Here is a 16,588-nt window from a genome sequence, read left to right on the forward strand (position 1 = left end):
CTTCCGGGCGGGGGCCTTTTCTTATGCCCTCTTCGGTCTCTCAGTCCTTGTGGAGGCCGGGAACTCGCATTGCGAGGATGGCCATGTCGTCGGACGGGGCGTCCTGTGCGAAGCGTTCGACCGCGCGCATGATGCGGGCGGCGACCGCGCCGGCGGTGAGCCCCGTGCACGTGGTGAGGACGTCGGCGAGGCCGTCGTCGCCCAGCATGCGGGTGCCTTCACGGCGTTCCGTGACGCCGTCGGTGACACAGAGGAGGACGTCGCCCGGGTCGAGCGTGACCGACTGCTCGTAGAGCTCCAGGTCCTCCATGACGCCGAGGAGCGGCTGGGGTTCGGCGGCCGGTTCGACCGTGCCGTCCTGGCGCAGGCGGAGCGGGAGAGGGTGGCCGGCGCAGACCACCTTCAGCTGGGCGCTGCCGTCCTCCTGTGGCCACAACTCGCCGTAGAGGAGGGTGAGGAAGCGGCTGCGGGCGCCCTCGTCGAGGATCGCGGAGTTCAGGCGCTCCAGGACCGCGGGGCCGCTGAGCCCTTCGCGTGCCAGGAGCCGGAGGGCGTGTCGGGCCAGGCCCGTGACCGCCGCCGCGTTCGGGCCCGTGCCGCAGACGTCGCCGATGGCGAAGCCGTACGCGCCGTCCCGGATCGGGAAGACGTCGTAGAAGTCGCCGCCGACCTCGTTGCCCTCGCCGGCCGCGCGATAGATGACCTCGACCTCGACGCCGTCGATCTCGGGGAGTTCGGGCGGCAGGAGGCTGCGCTGGAGGGACTGGCTGATGGCCGTGCGCTCGGAGTAGAGACGGGCGTTGTCGAGGGCGAGGGCGGCTCGGCGGGACAAGTCCTCGGCCAGTTCGAGGATTTCCTGGCGGAAGTGTTCGTCCGTGGGCTTGCCGAGGGTGAGCATGCCGATGACTCGGTTGCGGGCCACCAGGGGGAGGACCACGGTTTCGCCGCCGACGGCCGAGGCCGTGGCGAGGGTGGGGCCGATGCCGGACGTGACCTGCTGCGGCGGGCCGCCGCTCATGCCGAGGCTGCGCATGGAGCTACGCAGGGCCGCCTGGTGGGCCGCCGCGCCCGGGGCCGACCAGACGCGGGCGCCGGGGGTCGGGACCGGGTCGGGCGGGGAGATCTTCGACAACAAGGACTTGATGCCGTCGATCAGTTCCTCGTCCTCGTGCAGAACGTACGACAGATAGGGCTCGGAGGCCTGGTCGGCGATCGTGTAGACAGCGCACCAGGTGGCCAGTGTCGGCACCGTCATCTGGGCCATCAGGGCCAGCGTCTGGTCGCGGTCCAGGGTGCCTGCGAGGAGGTCGGAGGCCTCGACGAGGAAGCTCAGGGAGCCTCGGCGCAGGCGTTCGAGTTCACCGAGGCGGGCGGACTCGACCGCCAACGCGATGCGGTCGGCTGCGAATTGGAGGCGAAGCGCCTCTTCGTTCGAGTATCTGCCGGGGGACTCGGCGGCTACGCCGAGTGAACCGGTGAGGCGACCCTCGACCTTCAGGGGGACCGTGACGACCGAGCGCATGCCGGTGCCGCTCAGCAGCGGTACGGCGCCCGGTACGGCCGTGAGGTCGTCGTGGACGGCCGGCATGCGGGCCGAGCCGTAGCGGCCGGGGCCCGCCTCGACGGGGACGCGGGCGAAGCGCTGGCGGGCGGAGGGCAGGCCGGTGGAGGCGCGTACCTCCAACTCCGTCTCGTCGTCGGTCGCGAGGAGCAGGAAGGCGGAGTCGCCGTCGAGCATGTCGCGGGCGCGTTCGACCGTGCGCTGGAGGAGGCCGTCGAGGTCGTCCGGGGCCGGGGAGCCGATGAACACCTCGAAGGGATCGGTGCTCTGGCCGTCGGAGGCGGATCCGGTGTCGGAGGCGGGGACGCGCAACGGCGTCTGCAGGACGGCCCGTTCGTGGTCACGGACCAACAGGCAGACCGTGGAGGGCTCGCCGCCCGTGTCGCGGACGCGGAGGTGGGAGGCGTACACCGAGCTGACGCGGCCGTTGGCGGCCCTGATGCCGTAACTGCCCTCCCAGCGCGAGAGCTGGAGGGCCTCCGCGATGCCGGTGCCGGTGCCCGGGGTGTGCGGCCAGGCGGCGAGGTCGGTCAGTGGTTTGCCGATGACCTGTTCGGCGGCGTAGCCGAAGAGTTCCTCGGCGTCCTCGTTCCAGGACGTGAGGGCGCCCGTGCGGTCGATCTGGACGACGGCGACGCGGACGCGGCCGTCGGCGAGCGGGAGGAGGTCGACGGGGAGGGCCGGGCCCGCTGCCCGGGCGCCCACCGGGCGTTCGGGGAGGTCGAGTCGGAACCAGACCTGCTTGTGCGTGGGCGTGTACTCCACGCCCCAACGGCCGGACAGTGCCGCGCACAGCTGGAGGCCGCGGCCGCCCTCGCTGTCGGGGCTGCCCATGTTGACGGCCTGGCCCTGGAGGGGGATCTCGCGCTCCGGATAGCGGTCGGCGACCTCGATCCGTACGCCATCGTCGCTTCGCAGACACAGCACGTCCGCGGAGGTGCCCGCGTGCACGACGGCGTTGGTCACCAGTTCGCTGGTGAGGACCACGGCGTCGTCGACGATGTCGGCGAAGCCCCAGCCCTGGAGGGTGTCGCGGACGAAGGCGCGGGCGCTCGCGACCGATCGCCCGACGGGATCGAAGCTGGCGGCCGCGCGCGCGGTGATCACAGAACTCCTCGACCGGTTCTCGACGTGCAGGGCTCCCGGGCCGGCAAGCTCGTGCCGCTGAGGCGGCAGGCCACTGGTCGGCCGGGGGTCCGGGGGCTGTCCCCCAGGGATCAGTCCGGTGGTCATGTGTGCGGCCGCCCCTCCGATGCCCGCTCGTTCTCGTGCCACCGCCCAGGCCGGACGGACCGGCGTGGCTGGACAGCCGCATGCAAGGTTACTTACCTTCCCCGTCCAAGCGGATGCCGGTCTGCAGTGTTTCCGTCCGGAGGGTGTGCGGACGATGTGCGAAGCTGCCGAACTGTTATGGCCTGGTTCGGCCAGGGTGAAACACTGGGCAAGCTTCTGGTGAAGGTACCGGGTGGCCGAGTGTGGTGTGCACATCGTGGGCAGCAGCCCGGGTGCGACCTGACAGAGCGGGCATGGATACGCAGCAGTAGCCGGTAAACCGAGCAGTAGTACCTGAGCACAGCACAGCAGTAACGGTCGACCCCTGCGGGAGGGACACAGTGGAGTCTGGCGCAGCGACGCGGGGCACTAAGACGCGCGCGAAAGGCGGACAGTCCCCGAGCAACCAGCGCAAACCGCGCAACGGGACCACCGCGGTGGACACGGCCGCCCTGAACAGGCTGATGACGGCTCTCGTGTCGATGCGCGACGGGAACTTCCGCAAGCGGCTCACCGTGTCCGGTGACGGCGTGATGTCGGAGATCGCGGCGGTCTTCAACGAGGTGGCCGACCGGAATCTCCATTTGACGGGTGAATTGTCTCGCGTCCGGCGCATGGTGGGACGTGAGGGAAAGCTCACGGAAAGGCTGGAAACAGGCGCCTGTGAGGGGTCCTGGGCGGCCGCCATCGACGCTTCGAACGCGCTGGTCGACGATCTCGTACGGCCGGTCTCCGAGGTCAGCCGAGTGCTGTCCGCGGTGGCGGAGGGTGATCTGTCGCCGCGTATGGAGCTGCGGACGCAGGCGCCGGACGGGGCCGGGCATCCGCTGCGCGGGGAGTTCCTGAAGGTCGGGCGGACCGTCAACAACCTGGTCGACCAGCTGTCGACGTTCACCGACGAGGTCACGCGAGTGGCCAGCGAGGTGGGTACCGAGGGCAAGCTGGGCGGGCAGGCCCGGGTGCGTGGGATGTCGGGTTCGTGGAAGGACCTGACCGAGTCCGTCAACACGATGGCGTACCGGCTCACGGCCCAGGTACGGGACATCGCGCTGGTGACGACGGCGGTCGCCAAGGGCGACTTGTCCCGGAAGGTCACGGTTCATGTCGCCGGCGAGATGCTGGAGCTCAAGAACACCGTCAACACGATGGTGGATCAGCTGTCGTCCTTCTCCTCCGAGGTGACGCGAGTCGCGCGCGAGGTGGGTGTCGAGGGTGAGCTGGGCGGGCAGGCGCAGGTGCCCGGTGTGGCCGGTGTGTGGAAGGACCTCACCGATTCGGTGAACCTGATGGCCGGGAACCTGACGGCCCAGGTGCGAGGCATCTCCCAGGTGACGACCGCCGTCGCCAGTGGTGACCTGTCGCAGAAGGTGACGGTCTCGGCGCGCGGCGAGGTCGCGCAGCTCGCGGACACGATCAACCAGATGACCGAGACGCTGCGGATCTTCGCGGACGAGGTCACACGCGTGGCCAACGAGGTCGGCGCCGAGGGACAGCTCGGCGGTCAGGCGAACGTGCCGGGTGCGGCGGGGACGTGGAAGGACCTCACCGATTCGGTGAACACGGTCTTCAGGAACCTCACCACGCAGGTGCGGGACATCGCCGCCGTGACGACGGCCGTGGCCAACGGTGACCTGTCGCAGAAGGTCACCGTCGACGTGGCCGGCGAGATGCTGGAGCTGAAGAACACCGTCAACGGGATGGTGGACCAGCTGTCCGCGTTCGGTGCCGAAGTCACGCGGGTGGCGCGCGAGGTCGGAGTCGAGGGTGAGCTGGGAGGTCAGGCACAGGTGCCGGGGGCGGCCGGCACGTGGAAGGACCTGACCGACTCCGTCAACACGGCGTTCCGGAATCTCACCGGACAGGTGAGGAACATCGCCCAGGTGACCACGGCCGTGGCCAACGGTGACCTGTCGCAGAAGGTCACCGTGGACGTCTCCGGCGAGATGCTCCAGCTGAAGAACACCGTGAACACGATGGTGGACCAGCTGTCGGCCTTCGCGGACCAGGTGACGCGGATGGCGCGGGACGTGGGCACCGAGGGACGGCTGGGCGGTCAGGCCGTGGTGCCCGGCGTGTCCGGTACGTGGAAGGAGCTCACCGACTCCGTCAACTTCATGGGCGGGAACCTCACCTCGCAGGTGCGGCAGATCGCCCAGGTGACGACCGCGGTGGCCCGGGGTGACCTGTCGCAGAAGATCGACGTGGACGCGCGCGGCGAGATCCTGGAGCTGAAGAACACCATCAACACGATGGTCGACCAGCTGTCCGCCTTCGCCGACCAGGTGACCAGGGTCGCCCGCGAGGTGGGTACGGAGGGCCGCCTCGGCGGCCAGGCGCAGGTGCCCGGCGTCGCCGGTGTGTGGCGTGACCTGACCGACTCCGTGAACGGCATGGCGGGCAACCTCACCGCCCAGGTGCGCAACATCGCGCAGGTCGCGACGGCGGTGGCCCGGGGTGACCTGTCGCAGAAGATCGACGTGGACGCGCGCGGCGAGATCCTGGAGCTGAAGAACACCCTCAACACGATGGTCGACCAGCTGTCGAGCTTCGCCGACCAGGTGACGCGGGTGGCGCGCGAGGTGGGCACGGAGGGCATCCTCGGTGGTCAGGCCGAGGTGCAAGGTGTCTCCGGCACCTGGAAGGACCTCACGCAGTCCGTGAACTTCATGGCGAACAACCTGACCATCCAGGTGCGCAACATCGCCGAGGTCACCACCGCGGTCGCCAAGGGCGACCTGTCGAAGAAGATCACCGTCGACGCGAAGGGCGAGATTCTCGAACTCGTCAGCACCGTCAACACGATGGTGGACCAGCTGTCCTCCTTCGCGGAGCAGGTGACGCGGGTGGCGCGCGAGGTGGGCACGGAGGGCATCCTCGGCGGTCAGGCCCACGCGTCGGGTGTCACGGGCATCTGGAAGGACCTCACCGACAACGTCAACCTGATGGCCAACAACCTGACCATGCAGGTGCGCAACATCTCCCAGGTCGCGTCGGCGGTCGCCAACGGTGACCTGACACGGACGGTGACGATCGAGGCGCGCGGCGAGGTCGCGCAGCTCGCGGACACCTTCAACACGATGGTGAAGACGCTGAGTTCGTTCGCCGACCAGGTCACCAAGGTGGCCCGTGAGGTGGGCACGGACGGCATCCTGGGCGGTCAGGCGCGGGTGCCCGGTGTGGCCGGTACGTGGAAGGACCTCACCGAGTCGGTGAACCAGATGGCGTCCAACCTCACCGGTCAGGTGCGGAACATCGCCATGGTGACCACGGCCATCGCCAAGGGCGACCTGACCAAGAAGATCGACATCGACGCGCGTGGCGAGATCCTCGAGCTCAAGACGACGATCAACACCATGGTCGATCAGCTGTCGTCGTTCGCCGAGGAGGTCACCCGAGTCGCCCGCGAGGTGGGCACGGAAGGACAGCTCGGCGGCCAGGCACGCGTGCGTGACGTCGACGGAACATGGCGCGACCTCACCGAGTCGGTGAACGAGATGGCCGGGAACCTGACCCGGCAGGTGCGTGCCATTGCGCGCGTGGCGACCGCGGTGACCCGTGGTGACCTGAACCTGAAGATCGACGTGGACGCGTCCGGTGAGATCCAGGAACTCCAGGACTACATCAACAAGATGATCGCCAACCTGCGCGACACCACGATCGCCAACAAGGAGCAGGACTGGCTCAAGGGCAACCTCGCCCGCATCTCCGCGCTGATGCAGGGCCGCCGCGACCTGGCCGACGTGGCCTCGCTGATCATGAGCGAGCTGACGCCGGTGGTGACCGCGCAGCACGGCGCGTTCTTCGTCGCCATGCCGCTCCTGGACGGCAAGGACCTGAGCGCCGAGGCGGAGGACCAGTACGAGCTGCGGATGCTGGGGTCGTACGGCTACTCGATGGGCTCCATGCCGACGTCGTTCAGGCCGGGTGAGGCGCTGATCGGGACGGCCGCCGAGGAGAAGCGCACGATCCTCGTGGAGAACGCGCCCAGCGGCTATCTGAAGATCTCCTCCGGCCTCGGAGAGGCGCCGCCCGCGCAAGTGATCGTCCTCCCGGTCCTGTTCGAGGGCAAGGTGCTCGGTGTCATCGAGCTGGCCTCCTTCACTCCCTTTACGCAGATTCAGAAGGACTTCCTCAACCAGATCGCCGAGATGATCGCGACCAGCGTCAACACCATCTCCGTCAACACCAAGACCGAGGTGCTGCTGAAGCAGTCGCAGGAGCTGACCGAGCAACTGCGCGAGCGGTCGGCCGAGTTGGAGAACCGGCAGAAGGCACTTCAGGCGTCGAACGCCGAGCTCGAGGAGAAGGCGGAGCTGCTGGCCCAGCAGAACCGCGACATCGAGGTGAAGAACACCGAGATCGAGGAGGCGCGGCAGGTCCTGGAGGAGCGCGCCGAGCAGCTCGCCGTGTCGATGCGCTACAAGAGCGAGTTCCTCGCCAACATGTCGCACGAGCTGCGGACGCCGCTCAACTCGCTGCTGATCCTGGCCAAGCTGCTCGCCGACAACGCGGAGGGCAACCTCTCGCCGAAGCAGGTCGAGTTCGCCGAGACGATCCACGGGGCCGGTTCCGACCTGCTTCAGCTGATCAACGACATCCTCGACCTGTCGAAGGTCGAGGCGGGCAAGATGGACGTCTCCCCGACGCGCATCGCGCTCGTCCAGCTCGTCGACTACGTGGAGGCCACCTTCCGGCCGCTGACCGCGGAGAAGGGCCTGGACCTGTCCGTACGGGTGTCGCCGGAGCTGCCGGCCACGCTGCACACCGACGAGCAGCGGCTCCTTCAGGTGCTGCGCAACCTGCTGTCCAACGCGGTGAAGTTCACCGACTCCGGGGCTGTCGAGCTGGTCATCCGGCCGGCCGGCCGGGATGTGCCCATGGCGATCCGTGAGCAGCTCTTGGAGGCGGGTTCGCTGCGTGACGCGGAAGCCGATCTGATCGCGTTCTCCGTGACGGACACCGGGATCGGGATCGCGGCCAGCAAGATGCGGGTGATCTTCGAGGCGTTCAAGCAGGCGGACGGTACGACGAGCCGCAAGTACGGCGGTACGGGCCTCGGACTGTCGATCTCGCGGGAGATCGCACAACTGCTGGGCGGTGAGATCCACGCGCAGAGCGAGCCCGGGCGCGGATCGACCTTCACCTTGTATTTGCCGCTGCATCCGAGCGAACTGCCGCCGCAGGGCTATCAGCAGCTCGCGCCGCCCGCCCTGGAGGCCGGCGGCCTGATGGCGTCCTCCTCGGGGCGGCACGAGCCGACCGAGCTGTCCGACGCGGAGGTCGAGACGCCGGCCGAGGTGAGGTCGTACCGGGAGACGCAGAACGGAGCCGCGGCGCTCTTCAGGCGCCGCAGGCGGCCCGTGCCGGAGATCGAGCAGCGTCTCGCGCAGCAGGAGCAGTGGCCGGTGGCGGCGGAGCCGCAGACGGTCCCGAAGTCGCGCCGCGGCATCCGGTTCGGCGGGGAGAAGGTGCTGATCGTCGACGACGACATCCGCAATGTCTTCGCGCTGACCAGCGTCCTCGAACAGCACGGACTGTCCGTGCTGTACGCCGAGAACGGCCGCGAGGGCATCGAGGTCCTGGAGCAGCACGAAGACGTGGCGGTCGTCCTGATGGACATCATGATGCCCGAGATGGACGGTTATGCGACGACGACGGCGATCCGCAGGATGCCGCAGTTCGCCGGGTTGCCGATCATCGCGCTGACCGCGAAGGCGATGAAGGGCGACCGGGAGAAGGCGATCGAGTCGGGCGCCTCCGACTACGTCACCAAGCCGGTCGACCCCGATCACCTGCTGACGGTGATGGACCAGTGGATGCGTGGCGAGTGACGGGAACGGTCGGGCATTGCGTGGGCTTCGTGCGGATGTGGCGGGAAGCTTCCATGTGGACGCGGAGTTGCTGACTCTGGGTGGCCGAAGCCGTGTAGAAGTACGGGATTCGGGGAACCTTCTGGTCTCCCGCTGCGTTTCTGCTACGTGCACAGTGACATCACGGTGACAGGGTGTGGCGACGGGCGGGGTGCGGCTACGATGACCGGCACAAGGACGGGCGGCGCAAGGGAGTCGTCCCCTGGGGCGGCGCCGGTCGGCGTCACCCCAAGTCCTGCGGACAGGGGAGGCCCCACGCCGGGGCGAGGAGGGCGGGCCATGGTGCAGAAGGCCAAGATCCTCCTGGTCGATGACCGGCCGGAGAATCTGCTCGCGCTGGAGGCCATCCTCTCCGCGCTCGATCAGACACTGGTGCGGGCATCGTCCGGGGAGGAAGCGCTCAAGGCGCTGCTGACGGACGACTTCGCGGTCATTCTGCTGGACGTCCAGATGCCGGGCATGGACGGTTTCGAAACGGCCGCGCACATCAAGCGGCGAGAACGGACCCGGGACATCCCGATCATCTTCCTCACCGCGATCAACCACGGACCGCACCACACCTTCCGCGGGTACGCGGCGGGCGCGGTCGACTACATCTCCAAGCCGTTCGACCCCTGGGTGCTGCGCGCCAAGGTCTCCGTCTTCGTCGAGCTGTACATGAAGAACTGCCAACTGAGGGAGCAGGCGGCGCTGCTGCGGCTCCAGTTGGAGGGCGGCGGCGGCAAGGCGGCGGCGGGGGACGCAAAGGAACCTGCCGGGCTGCTCGCCGAGCTGTCGGCGCGACTGGCGGCGGTGGAGGAGCAGGCCGAGGCGCTGTCGAAGCAGTTGGACGACGAGTCCGCGGACGCTGCGGCCGTGGCCACCGCGGCTCATCTCGAACGCAAACTCACGGGTTTGCGGCGGGCGCTGGACGCGCTGGAGCCGGGCACGGGGAGTTCTCCCTCGGTGCCCTCGCAGAACTGACGCGTGCCGCAGGCACCGTTGCGCGTGAGCCTGCGTCAGTTCAGCGCCTTTTCCAGGGCGACACGAACGGGTGAAGCATCGGGCACACGTGTCCACTGCCGTCTCCACCGGTAACCTCACACCCATGGCCTCACGTCCCTCCGCAGCCAAGAAGCCCGCCAAGAAGGCGGCCGCTCCGGCGAAGGCTCCGGTGAAGAAGGCCGCTGCGAAAAGGGCCCCTGCCAAGAAGGCGCCCGCCAAGAAGGCCGCGGCGAAGAAAGCCGCGCCGCCGAAGCCGGCGCCCAGCCCCACGGGGGGCATCTACCGGCTCGTGCGCGCCCTCTGGCTCGGCGTCGCGCACGCCGTCGGTGCGGTGTTCCGCGGAATAGGACAGGGTGCGAAGAACCTCGACCCGGCCCACCGCAAGGACGGCGTCGGGTTGCTGCTGCTCGGCCTCGGGCTGATCGTCGCCGCCGGTACCTGGTCGAACCTGCGCGGTCCGGTCGGCGACCTCGTCGAGATGCTGGTGACCGGCGCCTTCGGCCGGCTCGACCTGCTCGTGCCGATACTGCTCGCGGTCATCGCCGTACGGTTCATCCGGCATCCCGAGCAGCCCGAGGCCAACGGCCGCATCGTGATCGGTCTGTCCGCACTCGTCATCGGCGTGCTCGGCCAGGTCCACATCGCCTGCGGCTCGCCCGCCCGCGGCGACGGCATGCAGGCGATAAGGGACGCCGGCGGCCTCATCGGCTGGGGAGCGGCGACCCCGCTGACGTACACCATGGGCGACGTCCTCGCCGTACCGCTGCTCGTGCTGCTGACGGTCTTCGGACTGCTGGTGGTCACGGCCACCCCCGTCAACGCCATCCCGCAGCGGCTGCGGCTGCTCGGGGTGCGGCTCGGAATCGTGCACGACCCCGCCGCGGACGAGTTCGGCGAGGACGACGAACGCTACGACGACCAGTGGCGCGAGGCGCTGCCCGCGCGGCCCCGTAGGCGCGGCCCGGCCCCCGCGGCGTACGACCCCGACGGGGCGGAGCATGAGGCCCTGTCACGGCGTCGCGGCCGCCCCCGGCGCTCCGCGGTGCCGCAGCCCGATCCGGACCGCCCCTTGGACGCCGTGGACGTCGCGGCGGCGGCCGCTGCCGCGCTCGACGGTGCCGTGATGCACGGCATGCCGCCCTCGCCGATCGTCGCCGACCTCACCCACGGTGTGAGCGTGGGGGAGCGCGAGGAGGCGACACCGACGCCGACTCCCGTACCGGCGCCGGCCGCGCGGCCCAAGCAGGAGAAGCTCGACACGGGGGTCGCGGACCTCACCAAGTCCGCGCCCGAGGTGCCCCGCGAGCTCCCGGCGCGCGCCGAGCAGCTGCAACTGTCGGGGGACATCACCTACGCGCTGCCCTCGCTCGACCTCCTCACGCGCGGAGGGCCCGGCAAAACCCGCAGCGCCGCGAACGACGCGGTCGTCGCCTCGCTCACGACCGTGTTCTCCGAGTTCAAGGTCGACGCCGCGGTCACCGGCTTCACACGCGGGCCGACCGTCACGCGCTACGAGGTGGAGCTCGGCCCCGCCGTGAAGGTCGAGCGGATCACCGCGCTGACCAAGAACATCGCGTACGCCGTCGCCAGTCCGGACGTACGGATCATCAGCCCGATCCCCGGCAAGTCGGCGGTCGGCATCGAGATCCCGAACACCGACCGGGAGATGGTCAACCTCGGTGACGTGCTCCGTCTGGCGGCGGCGGCCGAGGACGACCACCCGATGCTGGTGGCGCTCGGCAAGGACGTCGAGGGCGGCTATGTGATGGCCAACCTCGCGAAGATGCCGCACGTGCTGGTCGCCGGAGCGACCGGTTCCGGTAAGTCGTCGTGCATCAACTGCCTGATCACGTCGGTCATGGTCCGGGCGACCCCCGAGGACGTCCGCATGGTCCTCGTCGACCCCAAGCGTGTCGAGCTGACCGCCTACGAGGGCATCCCGCACCTGATCACGCCCATCATCACCAACCCGAAGCGGGCCGCCGAGGCGCTGCAGTGGGTCGTACGGGAGATGGATCTCCGGTACGACGACCTGGCGGCGTACGGCTACCGGCACATCGACGACTTCAACGAAGCCGTGCGCAACGGCAAGGCGAAGTCGCCGGAGGGCAGTGAGCGCGAGCTCCAGCCGTATCCGTATCTGCTGGTGATCGTGGACGAGCTCGCCGACCTGATGATGGTCGCCCCGCGCGACGTCGAGGACTCGATCGTGCGGATCACGCAGCTCGCGCGCGCGGCCGGCATCCATCTGGTGCTCGCCACACAGCGTCCGTCGGTCGACGTCGTCACCGGTCTGATCAAGGCGAACGTGCCCTCGAGGCTCGCGTTCGCCACCTCCTCGCTGGCCGACTCGCGGGTCATCCTCGACCAGCCCGGCGCCGAGAAGCTCATCGGCAAGGGTGACGGGCTGTTCCTGCCGATGGGGGCGAACAAGCCCACCCGTATGCAGGGCGCCTTCGTGACCGAGGAAGAGGTTTCGGCGGTCGTCCAGCACTGCAAGGACCAGATGGCGCCGGTCTTCCGGGACGACGTCACCGTGGGCACCAAGCAGAAGAAGGAGATCGACGAGGAGATCGGCGACGACCTCGACCTGCTGTGTCAGGCGGCGGAGCTGGTCGTCTCCACGCAGTTCGGGTCGACCTCCATGCTGCAGCGGAAGCTGCGCGTCGGCTTCGCGAAGGCGGGGCGGCTCATGGACCTCATGGAGTCCCGGGGGATCGTCGGGCCGAGCGAAGGCTCGAAGGCACGTGATGTTCTTGTGAAGGCTGACGAGCTGGACGGAGTGCTCGCGGTGATCCGCGGGGAGGCTTAAAGGGAGTCCCAAGGCCGCTGGTCGATCGTGACTCACTCGTAAGGGATCATTGAGCAACCGTTTCCCTTCGACGTACGTCAAGTTGAGGTAAGCGAAAAGCTGCTGCCTCGCCGTCGGCGTGTCGGGCCATTCCGATGGCGTACAAAGTGCCACCGCCCGGTTGCCCCACCCTTTCTTACCCCCCATAGACTGAACCTCCAGCACAGGCGGCTAAAACGCTCGAAAGGCGCCCCCGTGTCCCTCGGCAACTCCCCTGAAGACGAGCGTCCGTTCGAAGACGACCGTGAGGAAGCCCGCCCCTCGATCGGTCGTGCCCTCCAGCAGGCGCGTATCGCGGCCGGGCTGACCGTCGACGACGTCAGTTCCGCCACCCGTGTCCGCCTCCCCATCGTGCACGCCATCGAGGCGGACGACTTCGGTCCCTGTGGCGGCGACGTCTACGCCCGCGGGCACATCCGGACCCTGGCCAAGGCCGTCCACCTCGATCCCGCCCCGCTGCTCGCCCAGTACGACGACGATCACGGCGGGCGTCCGGCGCCGACCCCGGCGGCCCCGCTGTTCGAGGCGGAACGCATCCGTCCCGAGCGACGCGGGCCCAACTGGACCGCGGCCATGGTCGCCGCGATCGTCGCGGTGGTCGGCTTCGTCGGGTTCACCGCGTTCCAGGGCGGCGACGACGGGGGCGCGACCGCGCAGGTCGCCGAGGGCTCCAAGCCGGCGACCAGCAAGACCGCCTCGCCCACGCCGAAGAACGACAAGTCCGAGGACCCGAAGCCGGAACCCTCGGACAGCGCCATCGCCGCCGCGCCCCAGGACAAGGTCACCGTCCAGGTCAGCGCCGCGGACGGAAAGAGCTGGATCCTGGCCAAGGACCACAACGGGCGGACCCTGTTCGACGGACTGCTCAAACAGGGCGAGTCCAAGACCTTCCAGGACAGCGAGAAGGTCAACCTCGTCCTCGGTGACGCCGGGGCGATCCAGCTCTATGTGAACGGCAAGAAGATCGACGACGACTGGCAGCCGGGGGCCGTGGAGCGCCTCACGTATACGAAGGGTGACCCCCAGGTCGGTTAGGACCGGACGGGTACGGACGGGGTTGGCCAAGATCGGCCAACCCCGTCGACGTGGGGTGTCAGTGGGACGAAGTAGTCTTGAGCCCATGCCTGAACGCCGTACCGTCGCACTCGTCACTCTTGGCTGCGCCCGTAACGAGGTGGACTCGGAGGAGCTCGCAGGCCGCTTGGAGGCGGACGGCTGGGCCCTCGTGGAGGACGCCTCGGACGCCGACGTCGCCGTCGTCAACACGTGCGGCTTCGTCGACGCCGCCAAGAAGGACTCCGTCGACGCCCTCCTGGAGGCCAACGACCTCAAGGGTCACGGCAGAACCCAGGCCGTCGTGGCGGTGGGCTGCATGGCCGAGCGGTACGGCAAGGACCTCGCCGAGGCTCTTCCCGAGGCCGACGGCGTGCTCGGCTTCGACGACTATGCCGACATCTCCGACCGGCTGCAGACCATCCTGAACGGCGGAATCCACGCCTCCCACACCCCGCGCGACCGGCGCAAGCTGCTGCCGATCAGCCCTGCCGAGCGGCAGTCGGTCTCCGACGTCGCGCTGCCCGGGCACGGCGCCGCGTCCGACCTGCCGGAGGGCCTCGCTCCGGCCTCCGGCCCCCGGGCGCCCCTGCGCCGCCGCCTCGACGGCTCTCCGGTCGCCTCCGTGAAGCTCGCCTCCGGCTGCGACCGGCGCTGCTCCTTCTGCGCCATCCCGTCCTTCCGCGGCTCCTTCATCTCGCGCCGTCCCAGCGACGTGCTGAACGAGACGCGGTGGCTGGGCGAGCAGGGCGTCAAGGAGATCATGCTGGTCTCCGAGAACAACACGTCGTACGGCAAGGACCTGGGCGACATCCGCCTCCTCGAGTCCCTGCTGCCCGAGCTCGCCGAGGTCGACGGCATCGAGCGGGTGCGCGTCAGCTACCTCCAGCCGGCCGAGATGCGCCCCGGGCTCATCGACGTGCTGACCTCCACGCCCAAGGTCGTGCCCTACTTCGACCTGTCCTTCCAGCACTCCGCGCCCGACGTGCTGCGCGCGATGCGCCGCTTCGGCGACACCGACCGCTTCCTGGAACTGCTCGACACCATCCGGAGCAAGGCACCCCAGGCGGGCGTGCGCTCGAACTTCATCGTGGGCTTCCCGGGCGAGACCGAGGCCGACCTCGCCGAGCTGGAGCGCTTCCTGAACGGCGCGAGGCTGGACGCCATCGGCGTCTTCGGGTACTCCGACGAGGAGGGCACCGAAGCGGCGACGTACGAGAACAAGCTCGACGTGGACGTCGTCGCCGAGCGACTTGCCCGGGTGTCCCGGCTGGCGGAGGAACTCGTCTCGCAGCGAGCCGAGGAGCGGGTGGGCGAGACCGTGCAGGTGCTCGTGGAGTCCGTGGACTCCGTCGAGGGTGTGTACGGCCGTGGGGAGCACCAGGCGCCCGAGACCGACGGCCAAGTGCTGCTCACGAGCGGCGAAGGGCTGAGCGTCGGTCGTATCGTCGAGGCGAAGGTGATCGGCACGGAAGGTGTCGACCTGGTGGCCGAGCCGCTGCAGGGCTCGCTCGCATGTAGTGAGGAGGCGGCCAGATGACCGGAGTCCCGGCGTCCGCTGCGGGTGGCTCCGCCGCCGCGAAGGGCGCGGCCGCGGGCACGGCGGCTTCGGGTGCCGCTTCCGCGCCTGGTGCCGTCTCCGGCGCCTCTGCTGCTTCTGCCGCCGCGTCTGCCGCGTCGGCCCCGTCTGCCTCGGGTGCTGATTCCGGTTCGAAGACCGCGCGTGGCGGGAAGCTGGCGGCCGCCGCCGTCAACCAGGCCAGTGTCTGGAACATCGCCAATCTGCTGACCATGCTCCGGCTGCTCCTCGTCCCCGGTTTCGTGGCGCTGATGCTGGCCGACGGCGGTTACGACCCGGCATGGCGTTCGTTCGCATGGGCGGCCTTCGCCGTCGCCATGATCACCGACCTGTTCGACGGGCATCTGGCCCGCACGTACAACCTCGTCACCGACTTCGGAAAGATCGCCGACCCCATCGCCGACAAGGCGATCATGGGGGCGGCGCTGATCTGTCTGTCGGCCCTCGGCGATCTGCCGTGGTGGGTGACGGCTGTCATCCTCGGCCGGGAACTCGGGATCACACTGCTGCGTTTTCTGGTCATCCGGTACGGCGTCATTCCCGCGAGCCGCGGCGGCAAGCTGAAGACCCTCACGCAGGGCGTGGCGGTGGGGATGTACGTCCTGGCACTGACGGGATGGCTGGCCACTCTGAGGTTCTGGGTGATGGCGGCCGCGGTCGTGCTGACCGTCGTGACCGGGCTCGACTATGTGAGACAGGCCATTGTGCTGCGCCGGCAGGGAATCGCCGAGCGCAAGGCGGCGTTGGAGGAGACGGAAGCGTGAGTTCCCCGGCCGCGGACGTGGCCGTAGAAGTGGTACGACTACTCACGGTGAAGGGTGAGACGCTCGCCGTCGCCGAGTCGCTCACCGGCGGACTGGTAGCGGCGGAAATCACAGCGGTCCCCGGGGCGTCCAAGGTGTTCCGAGGGTCGGTGACCGCCTACGCCACCGAGCTGAAGCATGAACTGCTGGGCGTCGACGCCGCTCTGCTGGCGGCGCACGGAGCGGTGGATCCGCAGGTCGCGGGTCTGATGGCGGTCGGAGTGCGCAAGGCGCTCGGCGCCCACTGGGGTATCGCGACCACCGGTGTCGCCGGTCCGGAACCGCAGGACGGCAAATCCGTCGGGACGGTGTTCGTGGCCGTCGACGGGCCTTTCGCGGCGTCGTCCGGCGCCATTGATGGCGGGAAAGTGACCGCACTGCGGTTGAACGGCGACCGTGCGGAAATTCGTATGGAGAGTGTACGGAGCGTACTCGCACTGCTCCTGGAGGGGCTTGCGAGCCAACAGACCGGGAATGAACGGGCACAGGATACGGAACGGAACGGGGGGTTTTGATGTTTGCAGCCCTGAGTGAACACGACATCGCTCCCCGCACGGCCGCGGCGCAAGGCGGTACGGTGGGGCGAGAAGGATGCGGCTACGCGGTCCGAGGAGG

At 69.0% G+C, this 16,588-nt stretch carries 8 protein-coding genes; 7 read left to right on the forward strand and 1 reads right to left on the reverse strand.

All coding sequences use genetic code 11. From position 1 onward, the window contains the following. Positions 1–40: 40 nt before the first annotated feature. Complete coding sequence (locus tag ACFWWR_RS18230; protein WP_383876602.1) at positions 41–2,794, reverse strand: SpoIIE family protein phosphatase; 2,754 nt, start codon at positions 2,792–2,794, stop codon at positions 41–43. Between the two features lie 380 nt (positions 2,795–3,174). Here ACFWWR_RS18230 and ACFWWR_RS18235 point away from each other — a divergent pair, with 380 nt between their 5' ends. The 7 genes from ACFWWR_RS18235 (at position 3,175) to ACFWWR_RS18265 (ending at position 16,488) form a co-directional block, all read left to right on the forward strand. Continuing rightward, on the forward strand, positions 3,175–8,664 hold the full coding sequence (locus ACFWWR_RS18235; protein ID WP_383876600.1) for a HAMP domain-containing protein: 5,490 nt from the start codon (positions 3,175–3,177) through the stop codon (positions 8,662–8,664). A 318-nt stretch (positions 8,665–8,982) separates the two neighbouring features. Then, the gene (locus tag ACFWWR_RS18240; RefSeq protein WP_057613322.1) at positions 8,983–9,666 is read left to right on the forward strand and encodes a two-component system response regulator; all 684 of its coding nucleotides are present in this window, start codon (positions 8,983–8,985) and stop codon (positions 9,664–9,666) included. Positions 9,667–9,790: 124 nt separating this feature from the next. Next, entirely contained in the window at positions 9,791–12,499 is a 2,709-nt protein-coding gene (locus ACFWWR_RS18245) for a DNA translocase FtsK (protein ID WP_383876598.1), read from the forward strand. A 234-nt stretch (positions 12,500–12,733) separates the two neighbouring features. Continuing rightward, positions 12,734–13,573 (forward strand): helix-turn-helix domain-containing protein, encoded by an 840-nt coding sequence (locus ACFWWR_RS18250; protein ID WP_384304228.1) that lies wholly within the window; start codon positions 12,734–12,736, stop codon positions 13,571–13,573. Positions 13,574–13,658: 85 nt separating this feature from the next. Beyond that, a complete protein-coding gene (gene rimO, locus ACFWWR_RS18255) occupies positions 13,659–15,131 on the forward strand; it encodes a 30S ribosomal protein S12 methylthiotransferase RimO (RefSeq protein ID WP_383876594.1) in 1,473 nt (490 codons plus the stop codon). Further along, on the forward strand, positions 15,128–15,934 hold the full coding sequence (gene pgsA / locus ACFWWR_RS18260; protein WP_383876592.1) for a CDP-diacylglycerol--glycerol-3-phosphate 3-phosphatidyltransferase: 807 nt from the start codon (positions 15,128–15,130) through the stop codon (positions 15,932–15,934). Before rimO ends, pgsA begins: the two co-directional genes overlap by 4 nt. Further along, the gene (locus ACFWWR_RS18265; protein ID WP_384304229.1) at positions 15,931–16,488 is read left to right on the forward strand and encodes a CinA family protein; all 558 of its coding nucleotides are present in this window, start codon (positions 15,931–15,933) and stop codon (positions 16,486–16,488) included. The genes pgsA and ACFWWR_RS18265 overlap by 4 nt, the downstream gene beginning before the upstream one ends. Positions 16,489–16,588: the final 100 nt, after the last annotated feature.

The sequence above is a fragment of the Streptomyces sp. NPDC058678 genome (assembly GCF_042714835.1).
In the GTDB taxonomy this organism is placed as follows: domain Bacteria; phylum Actinomycetota; class Actinomycetes; order Streptomycetales; family Streptomycetaceae; genus Streptomyces.